The 11,850-nt window shown below is 69.5% G+C and carries 9 protein-coding genes; 4 read left to right on the plus strand and 5 right to left on the minus strand.

The features are described from left to right. Window positions 1-15: 15 nt before the first annotated feature. The gene (locus UK23_RS09995; RefSeq protein WP_156212995.1) at window positions 16-1,020 is read right to left on the minus strand and encodes a cytochrome P450; all 1,005 of its coding nucleotides are present in this window, start codon (window positions 1,018-1,020) and stop codon (window positions 16-18) included. Window positions 1,021-1,032: 12 nt separating this feature from the next. Beyond that, window positions 1,033-1,656 carry a helix-turn-helix transcriptional regulator gene (locus UK23_RS10000; protein ID WP_045311135.1) on the minus strand — a complete coding sequence of 208 codons (624 nt, stop codon included), beginning with the start codon at window positions 1,654-1,656 and terminating at the stop codon, window positions 1,033-1,035. Window positions 1,657-1,868: 212 nt separating this feature from the next. Here UK23_RS10000 and UK23_RS10005 point away from each other — a divergent pair, with 212 nt between their 5' ends. Then, a complete protein-coding gene (locus tag UK23_RS10005) occupies window positions 1,869-3,470 on the plus strand; it encodes an ABC-F family ATP-binding cassette domain-containing protein (protein ID WP_045311136.1) in 1,602 nt (533 codons plus the stop codon). Next, window positions 3,463-5,052: an ABC-F family ATP-binding cassette domain-containing protein gene (locus tag UK23_RS10010; protein WP_045311137.1), complete on the plus strand. Its 1,590-nt coding sequence runs from the start codon at window positions 3,463-3,465 to the stop codon at window positions 5,050-5,052. Before UK23_RS10005 ends, UK23_RS10010 begins: the two co-directional genes overlap by 8 nt. Here UK23_RS10010 and UK23_RS48455 read toward each other — a convergent pair whose 3' ends face one another. After that, window positions 5,053-5,805: a class I SAM-dependent methyltransferase gene (locus tag UK23_RS48455; protein WP_052684526.1), complete on the minus strand. Its 753-nt coding sequence runs from the start codon at window positions 5,803-5,805 to the stop codon at window positions 5,053-5,055. A gap of 185 nt (window positions 5,806-5,990) precedes the next feature. Here UK23_RS48455 and UK23_RS10020 point away from each other — a divergent pair, with 185 nt between their 5' ends. Next, a complete protein-coding gene (locus UK23_RS10020; RefSeq protein ID WP_231114445.1) occupies window positions 5,991-7,265 on the plus strand; it encodes a cytochrome P450 in 1,275 nt (424 codons plus the stop codon). 135 nt (window positions 7,266-7,400) lie between these two features. Further along, window positions 7,401-8,327 (plus strand): hypothetical protein, encoded by a 927-nt coding sequence (locus UK23_RS10025; protein ID WP_045311138.1) that lies wholly within the window; start codon window positions 7,401-7,403, stop codon window positions 8,325-8,327. Here the strand turns inward: UK23_RS10025 and UK23_RS10030 are convergent, their stop codons facing one another. Both UK23_RS10030 and UK23_RS10035 read right to left on the minus strand, forming a co-directional pair. Beyond that, the gene (locus tag UK23_RS10030; RefSeq protein WP_045311139.1) at window positions 8,328-10,805 is read right to left on the minus strand and encodes an FtsX-like permease family protein; all 2,478 of its coding nucleotides are present in this window, start codon (window positions 10,803-10,805) and stop codon (window positions 8,328-8,330) included. A gap of 172 nt (window positions 10,806-10,977) precedes the next feature. Beyond that, window positions 10,978-11,709 carry an ABC transporter ATP-binding protein gene (locus UK23_RS10035; protein ID WP_045311180.1) on the minus strand — a complete coding sequence of 244 codons (732 nt, stop codon included), beginning with the start codon at window positions 11,707-11,709 and terminating at the stop codon, window positions 10,978-10,980. Window positions 11,710-11,850: the final 141 nt, after the last annotated feature.

The following is an 11,850-nucleotide window of genomic DNA, read 5'->3' on the forward strand; positions in this document are numbered from 1 at the left end:
ACCTTCTCCTTCCGCTCAGGCGTGGAGCTTCAACTCCAGCACGTCGATCCCCACCGGAGTCCTCCGGGTCTCCAGGTCCGCGATCTGCCACTCCCTCTCCAACAAGACGGAGAGCGCGATCCTTACCTGCAGCCGAGCCAGGTGAGCGCCCGGGCAGAAGTGGATCCCGTGCCCGAACGACAGGTGCGGGTTGACGGTCCGGCCCGCGTCGAACGTGTCCGGGTCGGCGAACACCTCCGGATCGCGGTTGGCCGCGGAGATCATCGCGATCACCCGTTGCCCTGGCCGCAGCTCGACGCCGCCGAGCGTGGTGGGCCTGGTGACGAACCGGTCCGTACCGCCCGTCGGGGGCAGGTACCGGAGCACCTCCTCGATCGCCAGCGGGAGATCAGCGGGCAACGGCTGGGAGACGAGGCACAGCATCGCGTTCACCAGCAGCGTCTTGGTGGTCTCGTGGCCGTTGATCAGCAGCAGCGTGCAGAGGTTGACCAGCTCGTCGTCGATCATGCCCTGCGCCTGGAAGAAGGCACGCAGCTCCCGCACCGCCAGCCGGAAGTCGGTGTCGTCGGCGGCGAACGTGCCGAAGAACGACGTGATCGCCTCGGTCCAGCGCACGAAGTCCGGCGACACCGGCACGCCCAGCAGACCCGCGATCGTGTGCAGGGTCAACGGATACGCCACCTCGCGGACCAGGTCGAGGCTCGACCCCGTGATCAACGCTTCCGCGCGGGCCTTGATCTCCGGTTCGAGTGCGGCCACCGCCCGCGGGGTGAAGAGCCTGCCGAATTTGCGCCTCAACGCCTGATGCTGAGGCGGGTCGGTGGCCAAGAGACTGCGCAGCAACGGGTTGTCGCGGTGCGGGATCGGCTGGGTGCTGTGCCGCAGTTCGTCGGACGAGAACGTCGAGTGGTCGGTGAGCACTCTGTCCACTTCGGAGTACCGGGTGACCAGCCAGGCACCGAACGACGTGAACCGCACCGGCCCCACCTCGGGGGCGCGAAAGATCTCTTCGAGCAACACCACCCCAGCGTGCTACGCCGCCGCCGTCGTCGCTTGGAAGAAACGGACACACGACATCCCGACCGCCCGCCGGAACTCCGCGAGCATGTGCGGCTGGTCGTAGAACCCGCTGCGGAGAGCGATCTCCGCCCAGTCCGGCGTGCCGGCCCGCGCCAGGTCCATCGCGCGGTGCAACCGCACCACCCGCGCGTAGGCCTTGGGACTCAACCCGACCGCGACCTGGAACCGCCGCCTCAGCTGCCGCGGCGACAACCCGACGACGTGATCGGACATCGGCGCTCCAGGATCCGCGTGAATCGCCCGGAGCACCTGACGAACCGCGGAGTCGCCGGCTCTGGCAGTGCCGCTCAACGCCCGCAACCCGTCGTCAAGACCCGAACCGGGAAGCCGCATGCCCGAAAGCGGCACCTCGTCGGCGGCGATCCCCAGCACGTCCGCACAAACACCGGGCTTCAGCCGCACACCCGTCAGCGGTTGCGTGAGCGTCCCCGTCCGCGCCACCGTCTCCGGACCGCTCAGCCACAACGTGCCGTCCGCGAACACCAGCAGGTCGGCCGACGGCTGCGGCAACTCCGGCGGCAGCTCACCGCTGCGCCGCCACACCGTGCTCACCCGGTCGGTGAAGTCGCTGGTCACGGGGCTGAGTCAACCCCGCCCGGCCCGGTCGGCGCTACTCAATTGCCCGCGGCTGCTACCGTGGAGATCAACGCCTCGAAGAGGAGAACGACGTGCTGCTGGTGGGTGAAGACGACATCTCAGGGTGAGCCCTGGATGTGAAAGGCCATCGATCGCGATGGCCGTTTCGTCGTCCCCATTTTCCCACGCACAGCGCATCCCGAGGTTTCACCGTGTCAATCGTTCTTTCCAACCTGTCTTTCGCCTGGCCGGACGACACCCCGGTGTTCGACGGTCTGTCCGCGACCGTGCCGGACGGCCGCACCGGCCTGGTGGCCCCCAACGGCGCCGGCAAGTCCACACTGCTCAAGCTCGTGGCGGGCGCGCTCGAGCCCGCGGACGGCAGCGTGACCGTCGAGGGCGTTCTCGGCTACCTGCCCCAGGACCTGCCGCTGACCGCCGGCCTGACCGTGGCCGAAGTGCTCGGCGTCGCGAACGTCCTCAGGGCGATCGCGGCCGTCGAGGCCGGTGACGTCGACGAGGAGCACTTCACCGTCATCGGCACCGACTGGGACCTCGAAGAACGCACCCGAGCCCAGCTGGACCGGCTCGGCCTCGACACCATCGAGCTCGACCGGAGACTGGACACGGTGAGCGGCGGCCAGATCATCTCGCTCGGCCTCGCCGCGCAGTTGCTCAAGCAGCCGGACGTGCTGTTGCTCGACGAGCCCACGAACAACCTCGACCTGGAAGCACGGCACCGGCTCTACGACGTGCTGGACGACTGGCGCGGCTGCCTGCTGGTCGTGAGCCACGACCGGGCGCTGCTCGACCGGATGGACCGGATCGCCGAACTGGACGGTGGCGAGATCCGGTTCTACGGCGGCAACTTCAGCGAGTACGAGGAAGCCGTCGCGGCCGAGCGCGAGGTGGCGGAGAAGAACATCCGCAGCGCCGAGCAGGAGGTCAAGCGCGAGAAGCGGGAGATGCAGCAGGCGCGCGAACGGGCGGCGCGGCGGGCCAGCAACGCCCAGAAGAACCTCTCCAGCGCCGGCCTGCCGAAGATCTTCGCGGGCAACATGAAGCGCAACGCCGAGGTGTCCGCCGCGAAGGCCGACGGCACGCACGCGAACCGGCTCAGCGCCGCCAAGACCCGGCTCGACCAGGCCGAACGGGCGTTGAAGGACGACCAGAAGATCAGCTTGGAGCTGCCGCAGACCGCTGTTCCCGCCGGCCGGAACCTGTTCGGGGGCACCGGCATCCGGGTGCGCGAGCTGTTCGACGGCGTGGACCTGGCCATCCGCGGCCCGGAACGCATCGCCCTGGCCGCTCCGAACGGCGCGGGCAAGTCGACGCTGCTGCGGGTGATCCACGGATCGCTGGCACCCGACACCGGCGAGGTGAAACGAGCGGACGGACGGGTCGCGTACCTGTCACAGCGGCTGGACCTGCTCGACGACAGCCGCACGGTCGCGGAGAACCTGGCCGCGGCTGCCCCGGCCATGCCACCGGCCGAGCGGATGAACCTGTTGGCGCGCTTCCTCTTCCGGGGCGCGCGGGCACATCTGCCGGTCGGCGTGCTGTCCGGCGGTGAACGGCTGCGGGCCACGCTGGCGTGCATCCTGTTCGCCGAACCCGCGCCGCAACTGCTGTTGCTCGACGAACCGACGAACAACCTCGACCTCGTCAGCGCGGGACAGCTGGAGAGCGCGCTCAACGCGTACCAGGGCGCGTTCGTCGTCGTCAGCCACGACGAACGGTTCCTGAGCGAGGTGAGGATCGACCGCTGGCTCCGGCTGGAGAACGGCAAGCTGCTGGAGGGCCGGCATGCCTGAGGCAGCACTGGTCGCGAACGAGCTGGTGCGGGTCTTCAGCACCCGGCGGGTGCTCGACGGGGTGTCGCTCACGGCGGCACCCGGCCGGCGGATCGGGTTGATCGGCGAGAACGGCGCGGGCAAGTCGACGCTGCTGCGGTTGCTCGCGGGCATCGACCAGCCCGACGGCGGCACCGTGCAACGGCCGTCGGACCTGGGTTTCCTGCACCAGGAGATGCCGTTCGCCGAGTCCGCCACGGTCGCTGACGTGATCGACGACGCGCTGGCCGAGTCGCGGGAGGACCTCGCCGAACTGGAGCGGCTCGCGACCCTGCTCGCGACCGAGGACGTCGAGGCGGCGTACGCGGAACGGCTCGAGCTGGCGCACCGGCACGAAGCCTGGGACGCGGACCGCCGGGCCGAGATCGTCCTCGCCGGACTCGGGCTCGGTGACGTGGCACGGCACCGCACGCTCGACCGGCTCTCCGGCGGTCAACGCCGTCGGCTCGCGGTGGCGGCGTTGGTCGTCCGCAGGCCGAGCGCGTTGCTGCTCGACGAGCCGACGAACCACCTCGACGACGAAGCGGCCGAGTTCCTCGCGGAGCAGCTCAGAGGCCTGCCGGGCAGCGTCGTGCTGGCCAGCCACGACAGGGCGTTCCTGGACGAGGTCTGCACGGACCTGATCGACCTCGACCCCGCGGTGGACGGCCCGGTGCGGTTCGGTGGCACCTACCGCGAGTACGTGCGGCACAAGCGCGCGGACCGGGCTCGCTGGGAACGCCAGTACCTCGAAGAACAAGAGGAATTGGAAGGGCTCCACCAGGCGCTCGGCGTCACCGCGCACCGGGTCGCGCCGAACCGGATGAAGCGCGACAGCGAGAAGATGGGCTACGGCGTGCGAGCGAACCGCGTGCAGAGCCAGATCTCCCGCCGCGTCCGCAACGCCACCCGCCGCCTCGAAGACCTCGAACGCCGCCGGGTGCCCGCTCCCCCGCGCCCGCTGACCTTCGAGCCGGATGCGCTGACCTCGTTGCCCGCCAACGAACTCCTGCTGTCATTGAGCCACGTGCGGGTTCCAGGAAGACTGCAGCTCGAGAACCTGGAGGTCCACGACGGCGCGCGGCTGCTCGTGACCGGTCCGAACGGCGCGGGCAAGTCGACCTTGCTGCTCGTCATGGCAGGTCAGCTGCAGACCGAGGGCATCAGGAGGCATCCCGATCTGCGCGTCGGCCTGCTGACGCAGGACACCGAGTTCGCCAACCCGCGCCTCACCCCGCGCGGCACCTACGGCCGGGCACTGGGAGCCGAACGCGTGGAGCAGGTGCCACTGGAGTCGCTGGGACTGCTGCACAAGCGGGACCTGGGCAAACCCGTCGGCGCGCTGTCGGTGGGCCAGCGCCGCCGGCTCGCGCTCGCGCTGCTGGTGGCCGATCCACCGCACCTGTTGCTGCTCGACGAGCCCACCAACCACCTGTCGCCGACGCTGTGCGACGAACTGGAGGACGCGCTCGGCACCGGACCAGGCGCGATCGTGCTGGCCAGCCACGACAGGTGGCTGCGGCAACGCTGGCAGGGCACGCGACTGACCCTCCACAGCGGATAGTCACCGTCGAGGCGCGGACCCGTGGGCCAGAACCCGGCGCCGCAGGTCGAAGCCCTTCAGCACGCGCCGTGCTTCGTCCTGCATCGACTGCATCGCGAGGTCGTCGCCGGCGTCCACGGTGAGCGACTCGTTCCAGAACCGCTTCTCCCTCAGGCGCCACTCCTCCTTGTCGAGGACCTCGACCTCGGTGAACCCGGCCTCGGGCAGCTGCGCGGCGAGGTCCACCTGCCGCATCCGCTCGGGCAGCCGTTCGTCATCCGGGTCGAGGGCCTCCCAAGTGGTGATGACCACGCGTCCGCCAGGGCGCAGCACGCGCAGGCACTCCCGCAGCGCGTCGAGCTTCGGGTCCGCGAACTGGTAGGCGTCGATGACCATCACCGCGTCGACCGAGGCCGAGCCGAGCCCGATGTCGGTCAGCCGACCGACCTGGAAGCCGGCCTCGACCGCCAGCTCGACAGCGCGCTGCTTCGCTTGCTCGATCGCGACGGCGGAGAAGTCCACGCCGATCAGCCCGCACCCGGTGCGCCGGACGATCTCCAGGCCGTATCCGCCGCGGCCGCACGCCAGGTCCAGCAGCACCTGCCCTGGTCGCGGGTCGAGGAGTGCCACGACCTCGTCCAGGCCAGGGCCGCTGAGCAGGCTCGTGGACTGCAGGTCGGGCGGAAGGGAGAGCATGCGCCGTACCAGCTCGTCGGCCACGGGCGACTCGACCCGGTCGGCGTACCAGCGGTCGAAGTCCTCAGCACTCGTCACCCGCCGACCCTCGACATCTGGACCAAAGTATGACGGCGCGTTAGGCCCTGGGATGACGCGAGCACGCGGCCACGTCGTTATTGTCCGTTCCGGTGGGGACCAGCAGGAACTGACCCCCTTTCCGCCGAAGGGACAGCCGCCTCATGAGGGACGTCATGCAGTCAGCGACAGGGGTCCGCTCGCGCGTGACCGGATGGATGGGGCGACGCTTTCTCGCGTACCTGAGCAAGACCGGGTTCGACCTCGAGTCGTCGTGGTTCGTCCCGTCACGAGTGCTGGCACCGCTGCGGCGCAACGGGCTGAACCCGGTGCCGGAACTGGCGCGGATGCAGGCGCACGGGCCGATCACGCGGTTGCCGCTGCCGGTGACGGTGTGGCTGGTGACCGGCTACGAGGCGGCCAAGCAGGTGCTGGTGGACAGCGAGTCGTTCAGCAACGACTTCGGCCATTTCCGGGAGATGGGCCTGTTCGCGGACGAGGCGCCGGGCGGGCTGGGGTTCAGCGACCCGCCGGAGCACACCCGGCTGCGCAAGGTGCTGACGCCCGAGTTCACCATGCGCAGGCTGTCGCGCCTGGTGCCGCGGATCGAGGCGATCGTCGCCGACCAGCTCGACCTGATGTCCATGAAGGACGGCCCTGTCGACCTGGTCGAGGACTTCGCCATGCCGGTGCCGGCGCTCACGATCTGCGAGCTGCTGGGCGTGCCCGCGAGTGAGCGCGAGGAGTTCCAGCGGCGCAGTGTTGCCCGGTTCGACCTCGGTGGTGCCGCGACGGCGTCGTTGTCCGCGGTGTCCGAGTCGGTCGTCTACTTCCGCGAGCTGGTGCGGGCGCAGCGCCAGGCTCCGAACGACGGGCTGCTCGGCGAGCTGATCCGCAAGCACGGTGACGAGCTGGACGACGACGAGCTGGCCGGGTTGGCCGACGGGCTGCTCACCGGCGGTTTCGAGACGACGGCCAGCATGATCTCGCTCGGCACTCTCGCGATGCTGCGCGACCCCGACCTGTTCGCCCGCGTCCGCGATGACGACGAGGCGATCGGCGGAGTGGTCGACGAGCTGCTGCGGCACCAGTCCGTGGTGCAGGTGGCGTTCCTCCGCGTCGCGCGCAAGGACATCGAGATCGCCGGCACTCGGGTGCGCGCGGGGGACATCATGGCGTGCTCGCTGTCGCAGGCGAACCGCGATCCGGGCGTCTACTCCTCGCCGGACGACATCTGCCCGACCCGGTCCGCTGGGCAGCACCTCGCGTTCGGCTACGGCGCGCACCGCTGCATCGGCGCCGAGCTGGCCAAGATGGAGCTGCGGATCGCCTACCCCGCGTTGGTGCGCCGGTTCCCCGAATTGCTGCTGGCGGCCGATCCCGCCTCGCTGTCGTTCCGCAAGCTCTCGATCGTCTACGGGCTGCACTCGCTGCCCGTCCACCTCGGCAACCACACCAGCCCGATCCGGCCGAGTCTTTAACGGAGTGGCGTGGGGGATGGCCTGATACACCCAACTTTGCGCGGTCGGGGTTGAGGGATCATCCCTCATGCCTTCGTGTTCTCGTTCGAAGAGTCTTTACCTACCAACGCAGTCAGCGAACGGAAGGTAAGGACCATGATCCGTCAGGCCATCATCGCCGCCGCCACCCTCTCGACCCTCGCGCTCCCCGCCGTCGCCCTCGCCGACCCGATCATCGGCCAGCCGGTGCCCTGCACGAAGGTCACCGACCTGGTGGGCCCCGACTTCTCCGTGAAGCAGTGCGGGGTCAGCGACGTCGACCAGTTCCGCGCGGGTCTGGAGAACAACGGTGGCGCCTACTGCGGTCCGACGTCGCTCTACAACGTGCTGCATTACTGGGCGCACGAGAAGAACGCGCCAGTCGGCTGGCTCACCACGAAGGTCAAGGACCTCGACCCGCAGGACCAGGCCGACTACAACGTGATCACCAACTCGGTGGGGCGGATCGGCGTGGACGCCAAGTACACCAGCAAGGGCACGAACCTGGGCAACCTGCGCGCCGCCTGGAACATCGCGACCAAGCCCGCCCGTGACGCCGGCTGGAGCACCGCGACCTCCGGAATCGACACCAACATCTCCGCGGACTTCGCTGGTGACCTGGCGCGCAAGCTCGCCCGCGGCCCTGTGCAGATGGTGTACGGGCGCTACTCGGACGGCCCGGCGGACAGCCTGCAGCGCGGCGGCGGCCACATCGTGACCGTGGTGTCCGTCGACGGTTCCTTCGACGGCACCACGGTGCAGGTCCGCTACATGGACCCCGGTCGCGCCTCCGACCACGGCATCGGCGACTACCTCAAGACCCAGTCCGACTACGCGACGGTCAATGCCACGTTGACGAAGAAGACCGTGGTCGAGTGGATCCCGACGAAGAACAACCCGGAGAACGACCTCGGTGACATCGCCATCCCGGGCACCTTCCGCACGGTGACGCGCTGGCAGCTCACCACGCCCGGCTCGACCGCGACCACCACGCAGCTGGTGGAGGGCTTCAGCTGGTTCGACATGGCGCCGCCGGTCGGCTGATCACTCCCGCGTCCCGATCGCGTCGATCGGCTTGGCGCGCAACGACAACCTCGTCGCCACACTGATCGACACGATCCCGAGCAGAGCCGCTCCCGCCAGGACCGCCCCGTAGACCCAGGGCGGGCCGGCGGGTAGCGGCGTTCCGGTGGAGCCGATCGCCAGCAGGGTCAGGGGCAACGCGGCGACGAGCGTGCCGAAGATCGCGGCGAGACCGACGGTCAGCAGTGCTTCCGTCCGCATCATCTGCCTGACCTGGCGGCTCTTGGTGCCGACGAGGCGCAGCAGGGCGAACTCGCGACGCCTCGCCGCCGTGGACATCACCAGCGTGTTGGACACCGAGATCGCCACGTAGCCGAGGATCACGCCGACTGCCACCAGGTTCAGCAGGAACTGGGTCCGCTCGTCACCCCGGTCCTGGGCGGTGACGTTGCTTGCGACCGTCAGTCCCGGATAGCGGCTGACCAGTTCGCCGGGCGCGGTTCCGTTGATCAGGACCGCGCTGTCCATGCCCGCCCTGGTGTGGGCGCGGGCGTCCTGCGCGTTCAGGACGTGGTCGCCGAACGCCAGCTCGTGCTCGTAGATCGCGACGACCTTGAGCTTCGCGGGTTGTCCGTCGGCGTACCAGAACTCGGCGGTGTCGCCGACCTTCTTGTTGTTCCAGAACGCATGCGTGTCGCTCAACGCCACTGTGCCGGGCGTGAGGTCCGTCAGGCTTCCTTCGGTCACGCCGAGGTCGACGGTGCCGGCGGCTTGCGGGTCGATGCCGTTGGCCGGACCGCTGTTCACCTCGACGCTGTCGCCGGATTTGCTGGCCGTGATGACCTGCGTGCGGACCAGTGACGTCGCCGCGGTGACGCCAGGGGTCTTCCGCGCGGTTTCGGCCACTTCTTCCGGCACTCCGGTCACGCCGCTGATCACGTGGTCTGCGGTGATCGACTTCGTGGCTTCCTGCTGCACCGCCGCGCCGAACGTGGTCTGGCTGTAGAAGTTCACGACGGCGAACCCGATGGCGAGCATCAGCGGCGTGACCGCCGCGGCCAGCCTGCGCGAGTTCTTCGTGACGCTCGCAGCCGCCAGATATCCGCTCGTCCCGGGGAGTTTCGGCGCGATCATCCGGACCGCCTTGCCGATGACGCGCGGCCCGGTCAGGGTCAAGCCGATGATCAGCACCAGCGCGGCCATCACCGACATCGCCGCCCCGATCTGACCGGGGATGAACAACGGAAGCGTGGTCGCCGCCGTGCCGATCGCCATCAGCACGTACCCGATGGTCAGGCGGACGCGGCCGACGTCCTTGCGCTGCACCGCGGCCTCCCCCAGCGCCTCGACGGGGTTGATGCTCGACGGCCTGCGAGCCGCGCTCCAGGCCGCCAGCCGTGCCGCGCCGAGGCCGATCAGCAGAGCGGCGACAAGCGGGATCGGGCTGATCGAGAGCTCGAAGTCCTGCGGAACCACGCCGATGTTCGCGAACGCGTTGCGCAGGCCGTGGCTGACCGCGATGCCTCCGACGCTGCCGAGGGTGCCTGCGACCGCCGAGACGACGAGCGTTTCGAGGCCGATCATCTTGCGGATCTGGCGCGGGGTGGCGCCGACGGCGCGCAGCAGGGCGAACTCGCGGCGACGTTGCTCGACGGTCAGCGCCAGGGTGCTGGCCACGACGAAGATCGCGACCAGGACCGCGTAGCCGCCGAACGAGCCCGCGATGAGCGCGAGGATCGCCTTGGTCTGGCTGACATCGTCGAACTCGGCGGCACTGCGGTCGGCACCGGTCGAGACGGTGACGTGGTCGTTCTTGAGGACGTCCTCGATGCGGTCGCCGACGTTGCCCATGACTCCGATGGCGCTGACCTGGTCAGGACTTCCGGCGAGCTCGGTCGCCTTGGCCGCGCTGAAGAACAGGGCGGCCTGGCGGTCTCCTCGTCCATCCGCAACGCCGCTGACGCGGTACGACACCGGAACCGACCGGGTCATGACGCGGACTTCATCGCCGGGTGCCACGCCTGCCCGCGCCGCCAGCCCGGAGTCCAGCACGACCTCGTTGTCCGCCGCCGGAGCTTTTCCTGCCTTGAGCGTGAACGGTGCCAGCACCGCCGACTCCCAGTTGTGGCCGAGTGAAGGCTTCTCCGCCAGCGCCTGACCATCGCTCCCGACCACCACGGCCGGGAAAGTCAGCTCGGCCACCGCGGCCTTCACACCCGGCACCGAGGCGATCTTGGCAACCAGCGCGGCCGGAATGGCCGGCTGCTCGGCGGCGTGCTCGAACGCGAGCACGTCACCACCTGGCGGACGCACCGTCCGATCGCCGGTGACGACCACGTCAGCGGCCGCGTAACGCTGGGTCGGCACGCCGCCGCGAAACCCCGACTCCATGAGGATCCCGCAGGCCGCCACCAGGGCCGTGCCGCACAGGACCGCGATGAACGCACCCACGAACCCGCTGGTGCGGGCCTTGACCGTCTGCCACGCAAGAGTCAGCACGACTCACCACTCCCCACGAATGCGCCCATGCGCCCGGCCACCGTTCCAAGCAACCCGCCCAACAGGCCGGCCAGCGCCCCCACTAACCCGCCTGCACGCCCCAGCACCACGCTCACCGTTCCCCCGCCACGTCTCCGCTCCCCAAATCCGCCTGCACACCCCTGCACCGCGCTCACCACTCCCCCAGATGCGTCATGCGCTCGGCGACCTTCTCCGGCGTCGGCGCGTGCAGCTCCCCAGCCAGCCGCCCGTCCGCGAGGAACAACACGCTGTGCGCAGCAGACGCAGCCACCGGGTCGTGCGTCACCATCAGCACGGTCTGACCCATGTCGTCCACAATGGACCGAAGCAGCGTCAGCACCTGCGATGCCGTCCGCGAGTCCAACGCCCCGGTCGGTTCGTCGGCGAGCACCACCTCGGGCCGTGCCACCAGCGCCCGAGCGATCGCGACCCGCTGCTGCTGACCACCCGAGAGTTCGGCCGGGTGCCGGTCGAGCCGCCCGTCCAGCCCCACCCGGCTGACCACTTCCCGCAGCCACGCGGAGTCCGCCCGGCGCCCGGCCAGGCGGAGCGGCAGCGTGATGTTCTGCAGCACGGTCAGCGACGGCAGCAGGTTGTAGGCCTGGAAGACGAACCCGATCCGGTCCCGGCGCACCTCGGTCAACCGGGCTTCCTTCAAGGCACCGAGGTCGGTCTCGCCGAGCAGCACGCGGCCGGAAGTCGGCCTGTCCATGCCCGACGCGCAGTGCAGGAAGGTGCTCTTGCCCGAGCCGGACGGTCCCATCACGGCGGTGAAGGTGCCTCGACGGATGCCGACGGTCACCCCGTCCAATGCCGTCACGGCGCCGCCGCCCGACCCGTACACCTTGCGCACCGCCTGCAGCGACAGCGCGTCTGTCCTCATCACGTTGGTCAACACGACCGAAAACCTAAGAAGTAGGACCCCTGACCAGCGATCACGCAGGCTGCCCAGCAAGGGGTGGAGCCTGCTCTACCACCGAACGGATTCGTCGGCGCGGACGAATCCGGGCAGCCAGATTCGTCG

The organism is Lentzea aerocolonigenes, from assembly GCF_000955955.1.
GTDB lineage: Bacteria > Actinomycetota > Actinomycetes > Mycobacteriales > Pseudonocardiaceae > Lentzea > Lentzea aerocolonigenes_A.

Coding starts and splice junctions, on each gene's coding strand:
- UK23_RS10035 (WP_045311180.1), bottom strand. CDS start 11,709: ATGAGGACAGACGCGCTGTCGCTGCAGGCGGTGCGCAAGGTGTACGGG.
- UK23_RS10010 (WP_045311137.1), top strand. CDS start 3,463: ATGCCTGAGGCAGCACTGGTCGCGAACGAGCTGGTGCGGGTCTTCAGC.
- UK23_RS10025 (WP_045311138.1), top strand. CDS start 7,401: ATGATCCGTCAGGCCATCATCGCCGCCGCCACCCTCTCGACCCTCGCG.